Origin of the sequence: Pseudomonas sp. TCU-HL1, assembly GCF_001708505.1 — a bacterium.
Lineage (GTDB): Bacteria > Pseudomonadota > Gammaproteobacteria > Pseudomonadales > Pseudomonadaceae > Metapseudomonas.
Window position 1 is genome coordinate 2,717,988 of record NZ_CP015992.1, and the last position, 16,718, is coordinate 2,734,705.

Annotated in this window: 13 protein-coding genes; 7 read left to right on the plus strand and 6 right to left on the minus strand. The window is 64.8% G+C overall.

The window, feature by feature from the left end; genetic code table 11:
• The first annotated feature begins 90 nt into the window (after nucleotides 1-90).
• From THL1_RS12610 to pcaC, 3 genes are all read left to right on the plus strand, one after another.
• Complete coding sequence (locus THL1_RS12610; RefSeq protein ID WP_083245872.1) at nucleotides 91-1,452, plus strand: 3-carboxy-cis,cis-muconate cycloisomerase; 1,362 nt, start codon at nucleotides 91-93, stop codon at nucleotides 1,450-1,452.
• 9 nt (nucleotides 1,453-1,461) lie between these two features.
• The gene (pcaD, locus tag THL1_RS12615; RefSeq protein ID WP_069083588.1) at nucleotides 1,462-2,250 is read left to right on the plus strand and encodes a 3-oxoadipate enol-lactonase; all 789 of its coding nucleotides are present in this window, start codon (nucleotides 1,462-1,464) and stop codon (nucleotides 2,248-2,250) included.
• A 92-nt stretch (nucleotides 2,251-2,342) separates the two neighbouring features.
• Nucleotides 2,343-2,738, plus strand: coding sequence for a 4-carboxymuconolactone decarboxylase (pcaC, locus tag THL1_RS12620; RefSeq protein ID WP_069083589.1), 396 nt, complete (start codon nucleotides 2,343-2,345; stop codon nucleotides 2,736-2,738).
• Between the two features lie 160 nt (nucleotides 2,739-2,898).
• Here pcaC and THL1_RS12625 read toward each other — a convergent pair whose 3' ends face one another.
• From THL1_RS12625 to THL1_RS30100, 3 genes are all read right to left on the minus strand, one after another.
• A complete protein-coding gene (locus THL1_RS12625; protein ID WP_069083590.1) occupies nucleotides 2,899-4,620 on the minus strand; it encodes an FAD-dependent oxidoreductase in 1,722 nt (573 codons plus the stop codon).
• 340 nt (nucleotides 4,621-4,960) lie between these two features.
• Nucleotides 4,961-6,235, minus strand: coding sequence for an OprD family porin (locus tag THL1_RS12630; RefSeq protein WP_069083591.1), 1,275 nt, complete (start codon nucleotides 6,233-6,235; stop codon nucleotides 4,961-4,963).
• A gap of 96 nt (nucleotides 6,236-6,331) precedes the next feature.
• Complete coding sequence (locus THL1_RS30100; protein WP_161490967.1) at nucleotides 6,332-6,502, minus strand: hypothetical protein; 171 nt, start codon at nucleotides 6,500-6,502, stop codon at nucleotides 6,332-6,334.
• 277 nt (nucleotides 6,503-6,779) lie between these two features.
• Between THL1_RS30100 and THL1_RS12635 the strand changes: the two genes are divergently transcribed.
• The 3 genes from THL1_RS12635 to THL1_RS12645 all read left to right on the plus strand — a co-directional run bounded on the left by THL1_RS12635 (nucleotide 6,780) and on the right by THL1_RS12645 (nucleotide 9,594).
• On the plus strand, nucleotides 6,780-7,556 hold the full coding sequence (locus THL1_RS12635; RefSeq protein WP_069083592.1) for an IclR family transcriptional regulator: 777 nt from the start codon (nucleotides 6,780-6,782) through the stop codon (nucleotides 7,554-7,556).
• Between the two features lie 293 nt (nucleotides 7,557-7,849).
• Nucleotides 7,850-8,665 (plus strand): sugar phosphate isomerase/epimerase family protein, encoded by an 816-nt coding sequence (locus tag THL1_RS12640; RefSeq protein WP_069086501.1) that lies wholly within the window; start codon nucleotides 7,850-7,852, stop codon nucleotides 8,663-8,665.
• 50 nt (nucleotides 8,666-8,715) lie between these two features.
• Nucleotides 8,716-9,594 (plus strand): DMT family transporter, encoded by an 879-nt coding sequence (locus THL1_RS12645; RefSeq protein ID WP_069083593.1) that lies wholly within the window; start codon nucleotides 8,716-8,718, stop codon nucleotides 9,592-9,594.
• 87 nt (nucleotides 9,595-9,681) lie between these two features.
• Here the strand turns inward: THL1_RS12645 and THL1_RS12650 are convergent, their stop codons facing one another.
• From THL1_RS12650 to THL1_RS12660, 3 genes are all read right to left on the minus strand, one after another.
• Nucleotides 9,682-11,292 (minus strand): methyl-accepting chemotaxis protein, encoded by a 1,611-nt coding sequence (locus THL1_RS12650; protein ID WP_069083594.1) that lies wholly within the window; start codon nucleotides 11,290-11,292, stop codon nucleotides 9,682-9,684.
• 55 nt (nucleotides 11,293-11,347) lie between these two features.
• Entirely contained in the window at nucleotides 11,348-12,550 is a 1,203-nt protein-coding gene (locus tag THL1_RS12655; protein WP_145928262.1) for an ISL3 family transposase, read from the minus strand.
• Nucleotides 12,551-12,698: 148 nt separating this feature from the next.
• Nucleotides 12,699-14,075 (minus strand): MFS transporter, encoded by a 1,377-nt coding sequence (locus THL1_RS12660; protein WP_069083595.1) that lies wholly within the window; start codon nucleotides 14,073-14,075, stop codon nucleotides 12,699-12,701.
• Between the two features lie 644 nt (nucleotides 14,076-14,719).
• Between THL1_RS12660 and quiC the strand changes: the two genes are divergently transcribed.
• On the plus strand, nucleotides 14,720-16,630 hold the full coding sequence (quiC, locus tag THL1_RS12665; protein ID WP_069083596.1) for a 3-dehydroshikimate dehydratase QuiC: 1,911 nt from the start codon (nucleotides 14,720-14,722) through the stop codon (nucleotides 16,628-16,630).
• The last annotated feature ends 88 nt before the right edge of the window (nucleotides 16,631-16,718 follow it).

Here is a 16,718-nt window from a genome sequence, read left to right on the forward strand (position 1 = left end):
CCGTGCGCACCGGCCGCTCCGCGCAAAAGCTGGCTCCACGCGGCCGGCTGCTATAAAACGAAACACCATCCCGATTTTCGGAGCACCGGCTTGAACAGCCCGAGCAACCAACTCTTCGACGCCTATTTCACCCAGCCCGCCATGCGTGCGGTGTTCTCCGACCAGGGCCGTGTGCAGGGCATGCTGGACTTCGAGTCCGCACTGGCTCGCGCCGAAGCGAGCGTAGGCCTGATCCCGCGGGGCGTAGTGGCCCCCATCGAGGCCGCCTGCAACGCCAAACTCTACGATTACACCGCCCTTGCCCAGGCCATCACCACGGCCGGCAACTCCGCCATTCCGCTGGTGAAAGCCTTGGGCAAGCGCGTAGCCGCGCAGAGCGCTGAAGCCGAACGCTATGTGCACCTGGGCGCTACCAGCCAGGACGCCATGGACAGCGGCCTGGTGCTGCAACTGCGTACCGCCGCCGAGCTGCTGGAGCGGGACCTCGCCGGCCTGGCCCAGGCCCTGGCGGTGCAGGCCGAGCGTTTTGCCGATACACCGCTGGCCGGCCGCACCTGGCTGCAACAGGCCACCCCTGTCACCCTCGGCATGAAGCTGGCCGGGGTTCTGGGCGCGGTCACCCGTCACCGGCAGCGTCTGGCGGAACTCAAGCCACGCCTGTTCTGCCTGCAGTTTGGCGGCGCGTCCGGCAGCCTGGCTGCACTGGGCGATCAGGCCTGGCCAGTGGCCGCGGCTCTGGCCCGCGAGTTGGGGCTCGATCTGCCTGACCAGCCCTGGCACACCCAGCGGGATCGCCTGGTGGAATTCGCCAGCCTGCTGGGCCTGATCGCCGGCAGCCTGGGGAAGCTTGGCCGTGACCTCAGCCTGCTGATGCAGACCGAAGCCGGTGAAGTCTTCGAGCCTTCCGCTCCGGGCAAGGGCGGGTCGTCCACCATGCCGCACAAACGCAATCCGGTGAGCGCCGCCGTGCTGATCGGCGCCGCTACCCGCGCGCCGGGCCTGGTGTCCACCATGTTCTCCGCCATGCCCCAGGAACACGAGCGCAGCCTCGGCCTGTGGCATGCCGAATGGGAAACCCTCCCCGAACTCTGCTGCCTGGTGTCGGGGGCCCTGCAGCAAGCGCTGCTGGTGGTGCCCGGTCTGGAAGTTGACGCCGCGCGCATGCGCGAGAACCTCGACCTGACCCAGGGCCTGGTGCTGGCCGAAGCGGTGAGCATCGCGCTCGCCCAGCGCATCGGCCGCGACGCCGCCCATCACCTGGTGGAGCAGTGCTGCCGCCAGGCGGTGAAGGAGGGCGCCCACCTGCGTGCAGTACTCGGCGCCAATGCCGAGGTCAGTGCACAGCTTTCCGCCGCCGAGCTGGACCGCCTGCTTGATCCGGCCCATTACCTCGGACAGGCGCGTCGCTGGGTCGATCGCGCCGTTACCGATCACAAGAATTTTTCGCGCTAGGAGATTTGCATGCCTGCCGTACGTCTCGCCGATGGCGACCTGAATTACCTCCTCGAAGGCCCGGCCGGTGCGCCGGTGCTGGTGCTGTCCAACTCCCTGGGCACCGACCTGCACATGTGGGACGTGCAGATCCCGGCGTTCACCCAGCACTTCCAGGTGCTGCGCTACGACACCCGTGGCCATGGCCAGTCCCTGGTCAGCGAAGGCCCCTACAGCATCGAGCAGCTCGGCCGTGATGTGCTGGCCCTGCTGGATGCGTTGGATATCCAGAAGGCCCGCTTCTGCGGGTTGTCCATGGGTGGCCTGATCGGCCAGTGGCTGGCCATCAACGCCCCCGAGCGCATCGAGCGCCTGGTGCTGTGCAACACCGCCGCCAAGATCGGCAGCCCCGAGGTCTGGAACCCGCGCATCGACACCGTGCTGTCTGGTGGCGCGCAGGCCATGCGCGACCTGCGCGATGCCTCCATTTCCCGCTGGTTCACTGCGGATTTCGCCGAGGCCGAGCCGGCCAAGGTCGAACCCATCGTCGGCATGCTGGCGCAGACCTCGCCCGAGGGTTACGCCGCCAACTGCGCCGCCGTGCGTGATGCCGACTACCGTGAGCAGCTTGGCAGCATCAGTTCGCCGACCCTGATCGTCTGCGGCAGCGGCGACCCGGTGACCACCACCGAACACGGCCGCTTCATGCAGGAGCGCATTGCCGGTGCCGAGCTGGTGGAGTTCCACGCGGCGCACCTGTCCAACGTGCAGGCGGGCGACGCGTTCAGCCAGCGTGTGCTGGATTTCCTCACGGCCTGACGCATATCTCACATGTAGGAGCGAGCTCTGCTCGCGAACGCGCTTTTCGCGAGCAGAGCTCGCTCCTACGGTCCACATTCGAGGACGTATCGATGGACGAAAAAGAGCGCTACGAAGCCGGCATGAAGGTACGCCGCGCGGTGCTGGGCGACGCCCACGTGGACCGCAGCCTGCAGAACCTCACGCCATTCAACGAAGAATTCCAGGAAATGATCACCCGCCACGCCTGGGGTGACATCTGGACCCGCCCGGGCCTGCCGCGCCATACCCGCAGCCTGATCACCATCGCCATGCTCATCGGCATGAACCGCGAGGGCGAGCTCAAGCTGCACCTGCGCGCCGCGAAGAACAATGGCGTGAGCCGCGACGAGATCAAGGAAGTGATCATGCAGAGCGCCATCTATTGTGGAATCCCGGCGGCCAACGCCACCTTCCACCTGGCCGAAGCCGTGTGGGATGAGCTGGGTGTGGAATCGCTGCAAGGCTGATCTCCGCAGAAGCAGAACGCCGCCCGGACCACGCATCCGGGCGGCGTTTTTTATTGGATGGCTGCCTTTGTGGGCGAAGTCATCCCCCAAGGGCAACGGCAGTTGCCCCGGAAAACGCCATGGCAGACCTTCGGCCTGCTCAGCGCTTGATATCGCTCCCTCAGGATTGGGAAGCGATACCGGCCGCATGGCGGCCAGCGATGTAGCCAAAGGTCATGGCCGGGCCCAGGTTGATCCCGCCGGAAGGGTAGTGGCCGCCCAGCACGCTGGCCATGTCGGTGCCTGCCGCATAGAGCCCGGGAATCGGCTGGCCGTTTGCATCCAGCACGCGCGCCTGGCCATCGGTGCGCAGGCCGGCGAAGGTGCCGAAGCAGCCAGGCTGAACCTTCACGGCATAGAAGGGGCCGTGTTCGATGGGCGCCACGCAGGGGTTGGGGCCCGGGTGCGTCGCGTCCCCGTTGCGGCGGTTGAAGGCGGTGCTGCCGCGGCCGAACTCCGGGTCCTCGCCACGTCGAGCATGGTGGTTGAACGCTTCGACTGTGGTGGTCAGGCCGGCCGGGTCGATGCCGCAGGCCTCCGCCAATTCGGCCAGGGTGTTGCCGCGCTTCAAGTAGCCGTTGCGCAGGTGCGGCCAGAGCGGCAGGGGAGCGGGGCGGGCAAAGCCCAGGCCATAGCGACGCTGGAATCGATGGTCGCAGATCAGCCAGGAGCAGCTTTCTTCGCCCTCCGGAATGGCCTTGTTCATGGCATCCACATAGTCGTAGTAGCCGCCGGCTTCGTTGACGAAGCGCCTGCCGTTCTTCAGCACGCCGATAAGGCCGGGTTTGCCGCGATCGATGATGTGCGGGAAGTGGCCGAAAGTGCCGTTGGGGTAGGGCACCTTCGATACGGGGGCCCAGGCCACCGCAGAGCGCAGGTCGTCGGCTACCGTGCCGCCAGCGGATTCGCCCAGGCGCAGTCCGTCGCCGGAGCAGGACAGCGGTGGCAGGGCGAGGTTGTCGTGGCCGCTGGCATCGCGTGGGAACATCGCCTTGCGTCGTGCCGGGTCATTGGGGAAGCCGCCGGCGGCCAGCACAACGGCCCTGGCGCGGATGCCTAGCTCGGCGCCGTCGCGTACCACCACCGCGCCACGGACTTCGCCGTCTTCGATCAGCAGCCGCTTTGCGGGGGCAGACGCCACCAGCGTCACGCCGAGGTCGTTGGCGGACTTGGCCAGACGCCCCACCAGGGCCACGCCGTTAACCAGGTGCATGGCACGGCCATAGCGGGCCAGGTGATAGAGGTGGGTGGTAAAGCGCCTGGTGACGTAGGCGAAGGCGCGCAGGGAGCGGGTCATGCCGAGGAACGCCGCGAGGTCGGCGCCCGCCATGATCGGCATTCCCATGAACGAGGTTTCGCGCATGGTCTTGCGCAGACGCGGCAGCAGGTCGCCGACTTCGCGGGCGTCATAGGGGGCGGCGATCACCTGGTGGCCACCGGTGGCGGCGCCGGGGGTGTCGCCGTGCATATCGGGGATGCCATTGCCGTCGACGAACTGCAGTGATGTGTGCTGTTCGAAAAAGCCCACCATGTCCGGGCAGGCTTCGAGGAAGGCGTCCACCAGTTCCGGGCGGAAGTGTTCGCCCAGTTCATTGCGCAGGTAGGTACGGGGTTGTTCGATGTCTTCTTCGATGCCGGCACGCCGCGCCAGCGGGTTGCGTGGCACCCACATCCAGCCACCGGACCAGGCGGTGGCGCCACCGAACACGGCTTCCTTTTCCACGAGGATCACCTTCTGCCCGTGGTGCGCGGCGGTAACAGCGGCGGCGAGGCCGGCGGCGCCCGAGCCGATGACCAGCAGATCGCATTCGAGGCGGTGTGGAGTGGGGATTGCGGCAGGCATGGGGTGGAATCCTAAAATACTGGAACTGTGTTCCGTATTCTATGTTCGGTGATGGGCATGACCAAGGAGGGCCATGAGGAAGTGGCCGGTCAGCGAACGGAATAGGGCTTTGATGGGCCGACGTGGGCATTCAGGCAAGCATAAAAAAGCCCGCCATGACAGGCCGTGTGAAAACGTCACGAGCGAAGATCAGGCAAGGCGAAAACAGCCGAAGAAGCACAGTTTACGAGCTGTAAATGAGCATTCTGAGGCTGTTTTCAACGCAGCATCATCGAGCGCAGTAGTTTTCACACAGCCTGATGAGGCGGGCTGAGGTAGTCAAAACACGTTGACCAAAGGATCAGAGGAGCGAGAGCGGATAGCTGATAATCAGTCGGTTCTCGTCGAAGCTGGTGTTGCTGCCCCAGTCGCGGCGCAGGCTGGAGTTGCGCCACTTGACGCTCAAGGCCTTGAACGAGCCGGACTGCACCACATAGGCCAGTTCGGTTTCACGGCCCCATTCCTCGCCATCGGTCACAGCGCCCACATGGACGTTGTCGCCGCTGATGTAGCGGTTCATCAGGGTCAGGCCGGGAATACCGACGGCGGCGAAGTTGTAGTCGTGGCGAAGTTGCCAGGATTTCTCCTTGGCGTTGTCGTAGCTGGAGTTGTAGCTGTCGTTGGCCAGGGTGCCGCCGCTGGTGCCGTTGACGCGCATCCAGGCATCGTCGCCGCTGACCTTCTGCAGTCCCACATAGAAGGTATTGCTGCCGTACTTGGCCGAGAACAGGCCGGACCAGGTGCGGTTGTCCAGGTCGCCGGCCAGGGCCGAGCCGTCTTCCTTGCCGGTGAAGTAACCGAGCGTGGCCCCCAGGGTCCAGTCGCCGATGGGCTGGCTGTGCACCAGCTGGACGAACTGCTGCTGATAGATGTCTTTCAGCTCGGCATTCCACAGGCCCACCAGGGTGCGGTTGTCGTTGAAGCTGTATTCGCCACCGACGAAGTTGAAGCGGTCGGAGGTGAAGGCCGCTTTGCCGTTCATGGACATGTCTTCCATGCTCGCGTCGTTACGCGGGCTGTTGCCACGGAACTGTCCGCCGTAGAGGGTCAGGCCGTCGATCTCCTTGGAGGTCACCTGGGCGCCCTGGAACGTCTGCGGCAGCGAGCGACCGTCGTCGGAGCGCAGGATCGGCAGTACCGGCATCCACTCGCCGGCTTTCAGCTCGGTCTTCGACACGCGCATCTTGCCGGCCACGGCCAGGCGGCCGAAATCGTCAGCGGGGCGGCCGTCGTCATGCACCGGCAGCAACTGGGTGCCCCTGGTGCCCTTGCCGCCATCGAGCTTGACCGAAAGCAGGCCGAGCATGTCAGCACCGAAGCCCACCGTCCCTTCGGTGAAGCCGGATTTGGCGTCGAGGATGAAGCTCTGGGTCCATTCCTCGGCCTTGCCCTGGGTGGCGGAGTCACCGACGAAGTTGCGGTTCATGTAGAAGTTGCGCAGGTTCAGGGTCGCCGTGGCGTCTTCGACGAAACCGGCCTCATCGGCAGCCTGGACGGGCAGGGTAGCCAGGGAGACGGCGGCAGCGAGGATGCAGGGTGCAAAGGATTGGGCCTGGCGGCGGCTGGTGAAGTTCATGCTCGTTCTTGCCTCTGTGATTGTTGTTCGAGGGTGCGCAAATGCCCCTTCGCGGCGGTTGCGCGAATACAGGTCAGGGTTGGATTTGCGGGTGCGTCAGCGGGCTTTGCAGCGCTCGATCAGGCGCGCAAGACAGCGCTGCAGCCGGTCGCCCAGGGACTCGCCGCCGGCCAACTGGACCAGGGCGATGGAGGCGAAGGGCGACGCGCAATCGAAGATCGGCCCGGAGGTGGGCGATGAGGCAAGGGGAGTGCGGGGCTGGAGCATCGTTGTGGACCTTTATTGTATTTATGTCGGTAAAAGGCGAAGCGTTGCTGGGGTCGCAGGCTGGTGCGGCAATGCTTCGCGCCTGGAACCGATAGTGGGTTTCAGCGGCCCGGCGTTCAATTCGTCAAAAGCACTTCCGTTCGATAATCGAACGAAAACTAACCATTTCGTACATTTATGCGTCGGTTTGGTAGAACCTCTTGTTGCAGTTCCAGGTTTCGTGACTGGTATCTTGTCTTCTAGAATCGGTCCACCTTTCCAAGGACCCATTGCCCAAATGGCCGGTAGCCAGATCGAACGCGCCTTCAACCTGCTCGAACGCCTCACTCATGATCCGCGCGGCCTGCCGCTGCAGTCCCTGGCCGATGAGCTGATGATTCCCAAGAGCGCTACCCATCGCATGCTGGCGGAGCTGATCCGCCTGGGTTACGTGCGCCAGAACCAGGAGAACAGCCGTTACCAGCTGTCCACGCGCCTGGTGGCCATGGCATTCCGTTATCTGGCCAGCAGCGGCGCGGATATCGTCCAGCCGATCCTCGATCGCCTGGCGCTGGAAACCGGCGAACTGGTGCGCCTGGGGGTGATCGAGGACGACAGCCTGACCTGGATCGTCAAATCCCAGGGCGCTCGCTCCGGCCTGCGCTACGACCCGGACATGGGGCGTGTCGCACCGCTGTTCTACACCGCCTCCGGCCATGCCTGGCTGGCCAGCCTGAGCGATGCCGAAGCGCTGGCCCTGGTGGAACGCCAGGGCGTGGCGGACCGCGCGGACTTCGGCCCCAACGCGCCGCGCTCGAACATCGAGCTGCTGGAGCGTCTGCGCCTGGCCCGCGAACACGGCTACGCCTGGGTGGTCGAGAGTTCGTCGGTGGGCATGTCGGCCCTGGCGGCCGTGGTGCGCGACCCACGCACCGGCAAGGCCATTGGCGTGCTCAGCGTAGCCGGCCCTACCGCGCGCCTGCCGGAAGCGCGCATGCACGAAGTGGCGCCGCAGTTGCTGGCGGCCGTGGAAGAGCTGTCGGCGGCGAGCCAGGCGTCGGAGTTCTTCGTCTGAACAGGGCTCCCGCCTGTGGGAGCTTCCATGTCAACGCGTTAGCCACGTAACGGCTGAAGCCCATCCTTCGGCGCCGGGGTCCTGTAGGGGCGAATTCATTCGCCAAGGGCGGCGCAGCTGCCCCATTTGGGTGTGCAGGGCAGCCCTTCGGGCTGCTTGGCGATTGAAATCGCCCCTACAGATTTTTCGCGAACCTTGATTTAGTCAGTCGGTTGAATTCTCTTCTTGCGATAAATTGGAACTACGTTCTAAATATCGCCAGTCCAATTGTGGAACTGGATTCCGAGAAGATCATGACCGACCGCGTTTTCTCCCTCGCTGCCCTGACCGTCCTCGAACTCTCGCCACCGGACATGGTGGAAGTGGCCGCACGTGCCGGCTACAGCCATGTCGGCCTGCGCCTGGTGCCCGCCACGCCCGAGGAATGCCACTTTCCGCTGGTGGCTGACGCCGCGCTGCGCCGGCAGACCCTCGACCGCCTGCGCGATACCGGTGTGAAGGTGCTGGACATCGAGATCCTGCGGCTCAAGTCGGAGACCCGAGTGAACGATTTCGAGTCCATTCTCGCCGCCGGGGCCGAGTTCGGTGCCACGGAAGTCCTGGTGGCTGGAAACGATGGCGACGAAGCGCGCCTGACCGACAATTTCGCGGCGTTCTGCGACCTGGCCGGCCGCTATGGCATTCACCCGAGCCTGGAGTTCATGCCCTGGACCGACGCGTGTGACCTGACGCAGGCCGCACGGATCGTGGAAGCGGCTGGGCGGGCCAACGGCGCTGTGCTGGTGGATGCCTTCCACTTCAACCGTTCGGCCTCGCGCCTGGAGGACCTGGCCAGGGTCGCGCCTGATCGCCTGCGCTACACGCAGCTCTGCGACGTGGCGGGGCCGCGTCCCGATGACATGGACGAAATCCTCCGTCAGGCGCGCAACGAGCGGCGCTTCCCTGGTGATGGCGACAGCGACCTGCCGGGCCTGCTGCGGACGTTGCCGGCGAACATTCCCTTGAGCCTGGAAATCCCCACGCGCCAGTTGATGGAACAGGGCGTCAGTGCCCTTGAGCGGGCCCGGATGGCGCTGGACAAGGCGCAGGCATTGCTCGAACGGATTTGAGTTTTCACTTTTCGCGGCCGGCTGGGCCGCGTTCTTTTTTCGAGTGCCCCATGAGCATCAGTGCCCCGCTGTCCGGCGCCAACCAACCGCTGCGGGGCATCCTGCTGGTGGTGGTCGCCACCTTCCTGTTCGCCGGGCATGACGCCCTGTCCAAATTCCTGGGTGGACTTTACCCGGTGGTGATGGTCGTCTGGGCCCGCTACCTGGTGCATACCCTGCTGATGGCCGGCATCTTCCTGCCCCAGTCCGGCTTGCTCGTGCTGCGTACCAAACGGCCAGTGCTGCAAGTGCTGCGCGCCTTGAGCCTGCTCAGCACCAGCCTGCTGTTCACTGCGGGCCTGCAATACATTCCCCTGGCGGAGGCCACCGCGGTCAACTTCCTCGCGCCCGTGCTGGTCACGGCGTTGTCCGTGCCGCTGCTCAAGGAAAAGGTCAGCCCCGGCCAGTGGGCGGCGGTCGTGATGGGCTTCGTCGGCGTACTGGTGGTGGTGCATCCCGGCGGCGAACTGTTCACCCCGGCCATCCTGCTGCCTTTCTGTTCGGCGCTGGGGTTCTGCTTCTATCAGCTGCTCACGCGCAAGGTGGCCGCCTATGACAGTCCGACCACCAGCAACTTCTTCGCCGGCCTGTGCAATACCCTGGCTATGAGCGCGCTGGTGCCATTCTTCTGGCAGGTGCCAAGCCTTGTGCATGGCCTGCTGATGCTCGCGCTGGGCGGCGCGGGGATGACGGCGCATCTGTTGCTGACCCAGGCTTTCCGCGCCGCTGCACCGGCTCTGCTGGCGCCCTTTGGCTATTGCCAGATCGTGTTCGCCGGACTGCTGGGCTTCCTGATCTTCTCCCATACACCTGACACGACCAGCCTGGTTGGGATCGCCATCATCTGCCTGAGCGGACTGGGCGCGGCGTGGATGCAGCGCAGGGGATAAGCGCCGAGCGGTGTTGCGGTAGGGTGCGCTGCGCGCACCGGACAACCGCGAAGGAGGTTCCGGTGCGCACGGCGCACCCTACGCGCTTTACAACCGGAACTTCACTACCCGTTCCTGGAGTTCAAGGGCCAGGCGCGACAGCTCGCGGCCGGCGTCTTTCACCTGTGCCGAGGCTTCGGCGCTGCGCTGGGACAGGTCGCTGATATTGATCAGATTGCGATCGACTTCACGGGCGACCTGAGCCTGTTCTTCGGACGCGCTTGCGATCACCAGGTTGCGCTCGTGGATCTGCTCCATGGCTTCGGTGATGGCTGCCAGGGCCGCTCCGGCACGCTCGGCGTGGGCGACGCGTTGGCTGTTGCCTTCCATGGACTGCACCACGCCCAGGGTGCCGCTTTGCACGTTGCCGATCATCTGCTCGATTTCCCGCGTCGACTGCTGGGTGCGGTGGGCGAGGGCGCGGACCTCATCGGCCACCACGGCGAAGCCACGGCCGGCCTCGCCAGCGCGGGCGGCTTCAATGGCGGCATTGAGGGCCAGCAGGTTGGTCTGCTCGGCGATGGCGCGGATCACATCCAGCACCTTGCCGATCTCCCGTGACTGTTCGGCCAACGCCTGCACCTGCGCGGATGCGGCATGCACTTCGCTGCGCACCCGCTGGATCGAGACAATGGTTTCCTCCACGCGCGCCTGACCCTGGCTGGCGGCGGTGGCGGACTCGCGGGTGGCGTCCGAAGTGGAGACGGCGTTGCGTGCCACTTCCTCCACGGCGGTGGTCATTTCCGTGACGGCGGTGGCGGCCTGCTGGATCTCGTCATGCTGCTGCAGCTGGCGCCCGGAACTTTCCTCTGTGCCTCGGCCCATCTGCTCCGCCGCGCTGGCCAACTGGCGGGAGGAACCGGCGATGAGTTCCAGGGTGTCCCGCAGGCCTTGCTGCATGCGTGACAGTGCGGCGAGCAGGCGACCGGTTTCGTCCTGGCCGCGCGACCCCACCGGGCGGCTGAGGTCGCCTTCGGCAATGCGCTCGGCCACTGCGGCTGCCTCGCGGATCGGACCGACTATGCTGCGGGTCAGCAGCCAGGCGAGGAGGGCGGTGAGCAGGGCGACGGCCAGCAGGGTACCGATCACGGTGCGCTTGACGCCGGCGTACAGGTCGTCGGCGTGCTCCGCCGAGCGGGCGACTTCTTCGCTGGCCAACTTCATCAGGTCGGCGAACTGTTCACCGGTACGGGTGGAGAGCGCTTGTATCCGGCCGTTCAGCAGCAGGCTCATCTCGTCCGTGCGGTCGGCGGCGGAAAGCTGCTCGTACTGGTCCAGCACCTGCTGGTACTCGGCCACGGTGGCGGCGAAGGCCTGGTACTGCTTGCGGTTGTGCTCGCGAACCAGCGGCTGGAACTTCGCCAGGGCATCGTCCAGCCAGCCTTCCACCAGATGCAGGCGGTCGACCGTCGGCTTGAGTACTTCCGGTTCGCGGTTCAGGGCCATGCGCAGGCTGAGCACGCGGATGCTGAGGATGTAATCGCGGATTTCACCCAGATAGCGGGCGCTGGGCAGTGACACGTTTTCGGTATGCTGCCCGGTGGCGCGAACTTCCGCCACCTGGCGCAGGGCGAACAGGCCCTGCAGGAGGACCAGCAGGGCAATCAGCCCGAAGCTGACCAGTGCGCGGCGGGCGATGCTGAGACGAAGGAAGGTCATGCTCATCTCCATTGTCATGAGCGTTCTAAATCGGGTGTGTAGAAAGAGAAAAGGTTCATCGCGCTTTCCCGGGGAAGGCGGCCTTGATTTTCAGGAAGAAGTAGGCCGAGTCCCGGAAGCCATAGGCCATGCGTTTGATCACCTTGATGCGGTTGTTCACCCCCTCCAGAACACTGGTGTGCATGGGGAAGCGAGCACTGGCGAGGATGCCCCGAGCGTATTTGCGCAGGTTGCGCGCAAAGCGCTGTAGCGGTGCGAGGCCGCTTTCCTGGGCATGTCGCAGCCAGGCCCGCCAGCGCCGCCAGCCTTCCCGCACGCAGGGGGCGTACCAGACTTCCTTCAGAGCATCCTTGAGCACATAGACAGTAGCCAATGGCTGGTTGGCGTCGAGGAGCTCCTGCAACTGCACGGCCTGTCCGTCCTTGAGGTTTTCGCGATTGCGCAGCAACAGCCAGCGGCTTTGCTTGACCACCTTGCGCGCCGGTTTGTCTTCGCGCAGGAGGTTGGCTTGGTCGACCCGGATACGGTCGATCACGTCACGACCGTAGCGCGCCACCACATGAAACAGGTCGTATACCACTTCGGCCTGCGGGCAGTGCTGCCGCACTTCCAGGTCGAAAGCGGTGTTCATGTCCATGGCCACCGCCTCAATCTGCTGGCAGTGCTCGCCGAGTAATTCGAAGAACGGGCGGATCGCCTCACGGCTGTTGCCGTGCCCCACCCACAGCACCCGCGTGCGCTCGGCATCCATGATCACCGTGGCGTAGCGATGGCCTTTGTGCAGGGCGAACTCGTCCATCACCAGCCGACGCACCTCGCCTGGCTCAAACGCGCCAACCGAGGCTTCCAGGCGGCGCTTGTCGAGTGTCTTGAGGGTGTGCCAGTGCAGGCCGGTGAGGCGGCTGACGTGGCTGATCGGCAACAGTTGCAGCAAGCCCTCGAGCCAGACTCGCAAGCGCTGGGTCAGGCGGGAGGCTGGCTCCAACCAGTCAATCCGTTCGGTCACCCGCCCACAATCCAGGCAGTCGACGCGGCGCACCGGCAGTTGGAGCAGCACACGCTGATCCAGCAGGTCACGGTCACGCACCTGACGAATTCGCCGCTCGTGGATCAACGGACTGGGCTTGGCACACCGGCTGCAAATCGGTAAGTGCTCGGCCAGGGGCTCAAGACTGATTAGCAGGGTGTCGTGAGTGGCTTGGCGACAGGCGACGACCGCGTAGCCTGGCCAGAAAGCAGCAAGATCAATAGGATGCACGGCGGCAGCAGGGAGTGGGGGTTGGTTCGTTTGGCGACTGCCAATCTACCCACTTTCCTGACTGTCAACTCGCTCTTTCCCCAGAATCCGCGAAGAACCAGAGAAAAGGCCCCGTGTGGGGCCTTCTCTGCTCAGGTGGCTTGCGCGATCAGTGGCTGACGGCGCGCATGCTGTTCTGGCGGCTGGACTCGTACTGAGCCTTTTCCATGGGTTTGGCATTGGGGTTGCCGAGGTCTTCCATGGCCAGACGGTGGGTTTCCGGTGCCAGGTAGGCGGCCAGGGCGCACACGCAGGTGATGAGGAAGGCCAGGCTGCCGACCACTACCGGGATGTTGTCCGAGCCGGGCGGGGCAACGGCGGCGAACAGGGCCGGGAGCATGGCGGTGAGCATGGTGCCGATGTTCTGGGCGATGGCCATGGCCGATACGCGGAAGCGGGTCTGGAACAGCTCCGGGTAGAAGCTCGGGAACACCGCGTTGTAGCCCTGGTAGACCATGCCCCACATCAGGATCGAGGTGCAGAAGGCCAGCGGAACGCTCTGGATGCTGATGGCGTAGAGGTAGACGAAGGCCAGCAGACCGGAGCCCAGGCAGCCAGCGATCATGGTTGGGCGACGGCCGATCTTGTCGGAGAGATTGCCGACGAAGGGGATGACCAGCACGGCGACGATGTTGCCCACCACTGGAATCCACAAGTAGACGCTCTTGTCGAAACCGATGCCGTAGGCCGGCTGCACGGCGTAGGCCGCACCGAAGATGGTGGCGACGACCGGGATCACGTTCATCAGGGCCATGAACATCACCAGCACCATGGACTTCCAGCTGTGGCGGAAGGCTTCGGATACCGGGGACTTGGCGACTTTATGCTGGTTTTCTTCGTTGACGAAGGCCGGGGTTTCGTGGACTTCGCGACGGATGATGAAACCGGCTACCAGGACGAAGGCGCTCAGCAGGAACGGAATCCGCCAGCCCCACTCATTGAAGGCTTCGCTCGGCATGAAGTAGGCCAGCGGCAGGAACACGGCAGCCGCCATCACCTGACCAGCCTGGACACCCTGCAGGGTGAAGCTGGCGTAGTAGCCGCGCCGTCCGAATGGCGCGTGCTCGAGGATCATCGAGCTGGCACCGGAAATCTCACCGGCCACGGCAAAGCCCTGGACCAGGCGCAGGAGTACCAGCAGCACCGGGGCAAGCACGCCGATGTCGTGGTAGGTCGGCAGCAGGCCAACAGCCATGGTGGAGATGCCCATGAGGAACATGCACAGCAGCAGTACGTTCTTGCGGCCGCGGGTGTCGCCCCAGTGGCCGAGGACGAAGGCGCCCACCGGGCGTGCCAGGTAGCCGACGCCGTAGGTCGCCAGCGAGGCGATGATGGCCATTTTCGGGTCGGTGTTCGGGAAGAAGATCTGCGGGAAGATCAGCGCCGCCGCCTGGGCGTAGATAAAGAAGTCGTAGTACTCCAGGGCGGAACCGATCCACCCGCTGGCGGTTGCTTTCTTGGCTTGGGAGCTGGAAGGAGTTGCCATCGTTGTCTCCGTTGTTTTTGTTAGGTAGCCGGACGCGCATTCTCCTGGCGCAAGGCCTGGTGGGAACGCGTGCACGCTGGCGTAACGGTGCTCGTTGGGAGCGGTCCGGTTATCGCCGTCCGAGTGGTGTCAGGGAGTCGGTTCAGCGTCGCGGCGTGGCGGTCGCACGCGGTCTGGATGCCGTGGCAGGCCGGCTGGAGGAGGGGGCTTCGATCAGGGAGCTGGAGGTATGCATGAGCTGTTACCCGTTTCTTGAAATTGTTATGTCGTGACGCTTGGTTGTCATCGCAGGGCCTGCCGGGTGACTGGGCTGGCAGTGATGCCACCCGGTGGGTTGCCTGCAACATGGGGTTCATGTTGCGCAGTGATCGAAAAAGCGTCAATTCGATAACCGGCCTTTTGTTCGCTGATCGAACACAAAACTAACTGGTTCGTACATATTGAATTGAAGGGCTGACTTTACGCGCGAATAATCAATCCAGCTACGAAAACAAGGGTTCTTCATTTCTTTGTAGGGGCGAATTCATTCGCCAAGGGACGCGAAGCGTCCCCCAGCGGAGGCCCGATGGCAGACCTGCGGTCTGCTTGGCGAATGAATTCGCCCCTACAGCTAACTGCGGCGCCCACCCACAAGGAGCTGAAGCATGCAGCGTTCCATTGCCACCGTCTCCCTGAGCGGTACCCTGCCGGAAAAACTCGAGGCCATTGCCGCCGCCGGTTTCGACGGTGTCGAGATCTTCGAGAACGACCTCCTGTACTACGCCGGCAGCCCGCGTGAAATTCGCCAGATGTGCGCCGACCTCGGCATCGCCATCACGCTGTTCCAGCCATTCCGCGATTTCGAGGGTTGCCGCCGCGACCGCCTGCAGAAGAACCTGGACCGCGCCGAGCGCAAGTTCGACCTGATGCAGGAACTGGGCACCGACCTGGTGCTGGTGTGCAGCAACGTCCAGCCCGACTCGCTGCCGGACGAGGAAATCCTGGTTGATGACCTACGCCTGCTGGCTGAGCGTGCCGGCGCGCGCAATTTGCGCATCGGCTATGAAGCCCTGGCCTGGGGGCGCCACGTGAACAGCTGGCAGCAGGTCTGGAACCTGGTGCGCCAGGCCGATCACCCGGCCCTGGGCGTGCTGCTGGACAGCTTCCACACCCTGTCGATCAAGGGCGATCCGAGCGGCATCGCCGAGATTCCCGGCGACAAGATCTTCTTCGTGCAGATGGCCGACGCGCCGCTGCTGGCCATGGACGTGCTGGAGTGGAGCCGGCATTTCCGCTGCTTCCCCGGCCAGGGCGAGTTCGACCTGCCGGGCTTCCTAGCCCCCATCCTGCGCAGCGGTTATACCGGCCCGCTGTCGCTGGAAATATTCAACGACGGCTTTCGCGCCGCACCGCCGCGCGCCAATGCCGCCGACGGCCTGCGCTCCTTGCTCTACCTCGAAGAGAAGACCCGCAAGCTGCTGGCCAGGGACCCGACGCCGCCAGCCAACCTGGACATCCTCTTCTCGCCGCCGCCGGCCAGCCGCTACGACGGCGTGGAATTCCTCGAATTCGCCGTGGACGAGGCTCAGGGCGCCAAGCTCGCCGGCTGGCTGGAACGCTTGGGCTTCGCCCGCGCCGGCAAGCACCGCTCCAAGGACGTGAGCCTGCTGCGCCAGGGCGACATCAACATCGTGCTGAACGCCGAACCCTACTCGTTCGCCCACGGTTTCTTCGAATCCCACGGCCCGTCCCTGTGCGCCACCGCGCTGCGGGTCAAGGACAGCAGCAGCGCCCTGGAGCGTGCCCGTGAGTTCAAGGGGCAGCCCTATCGCGGCCTGGTGGGGCCCAACGAGCGGGAGATTCCGGCCGTGCGTGCTCCGGACGGCAGCCTGATCTACCTGGTGGAGCAGGCCCAGGCCGGGCAGACCATCTATGACAGCGACTTTGTCCTCGACGCCAATGCCAGCCAGACCGGCCAACTCGACCGCATCGACCACATGGCCCTGGCCCTGCCGGCCGACGGCCTGGACAGCTGGGTGCTGTTCTACAAGAGCGTGCTGGACTTCGAAGCCGACGACGAAGTGGTGCTGCCGGACCCGTACGGCCTGGTGAAGAGCCGTGCCATCCGCAGTCGCTGCAGCAGCGTCCGCCTGCCGTTGAACATCTCCGAGAACCGCAACACGGCCATCTCCCATGCGTTGTCCAGCTATCGCGGCTCGGGTGCGCACCACATTGCCTTCTCCTGCGAGGACATCTTCGCCGAGGTCAGCCGCGCCAAGGACGCCGGTGTACCGCTGCTGGATATCCCGCTGAACTACTACGACGACCTGGCCGCGCGCTTCGATTTCGACGACGAGTTCCTCAGCGAACTGGCCTACTACAACGTGCTCTATGACCGCGATGCCCAGGGCGGCGAGTTGTTCCACGTCTATACCGAGCCGTTCGAGGGGCGTTTCTTCTTCGAAATCCTGCAGCGCAAGAACGGCTACGCCGGCTACGGTGCGGCCAACGTCGCGGTGCGCTTGGCGGCCATGGCCAAGGCGCGGAGCGGCGCCATTGCCAAGGCCAAGCTGTAAGTGCTCGAAAGCCCGGCACATGGCGTGTGCCGGGCTTCTCTTCGGGTGGTGCTCCAGCCCATAATCGACGCCAGTTTCCGCTGGCCGT

What these genes read in the sequence shown, in the direction of transcription:
- pcaD (WP_069083588.1), top strand. Translation starts at nt 1,462, where the DNA reads ATGCCTGCCGTACGTCTCGCCGATGGCGACCTGAATTACCTCCTCGAA.
- pcaC (WP_069083589.1), top strand. Translation starts at nt 2,343, where the DNA reads ATGGACGAAAAAGAGCGCTACGAAGCCGGCATGAAGGTACGCCGCGCG.
- THL1_RS12625 (WP_069083590.1), bottom strand. Translation starts at nt 4,620, where the DNA reads ATGCCTGCCGCAATCCCCACTCCACACCGCCTCGAATGCGATCTGCTG.
- THL1_RS12630 (WP_069083591.1), bottom strand. Translation starts at nt 6,235, where the DNA reads ATGAACTTCACCAGCCGCCGCCAGGCCCAATCCTTTGCACCCTGCATC.
- THL1_RS30100 (WP_161490967.1), bottom strand. Translation starts at nt 6,502, where the DNA reads ATGCTCCAGCCCCGCACTCCCCTTGCCTCATCGCCCACCTCCGGGCCG.
- THL1_RS12635 (WP_069083592.1), top strand. Translation starts at nt 6,780, where the DNA reads ATGGCCGGTAGCCAGATCGAACGCGCCTTCAACCTGCTCGAACGCCTC.
- THL1_RS12640 (WP_069086501.1), top strand. Translation starts at nt 7,850, where the DNA reads ATGACCGACCGCGTTTTCTCCCTCGCTGCCCTGACCGTCCTCGAACTC.
- THL1_RS12645 (WP_069083593.1), top strand. Translation starts at nt 8,716, where the DNA reads ATGAGCATCAGTGCCCCGCTGTCCGGCGCCAACCAACCGCTGCGGGGC.
- THL1_RS12650 (WP_069083594.1), bottom strand. Translation starts at nt 11,292, where the DNA reads ATGACCTTCCTTCGTCTCAGCATCGCCCGCCGCGCACTGGTCAGCTTC.
- THL1_RS12660 (WP_069083595.1), bottom strand. Translation starts at nt 14,075, where the DNA reads ATGGCAACTCCTTCCAGCTCCCAAGCCAAGAAAGCAACCGCCAGCGGG.
- quiC (WP_069083596.1), top strand. Translation starts at nt 14,720, where the DNA reads ATGCAGCGTTCCATTGCCACCGTCTCCCTGAGCGGTACCCTGCCGGAA.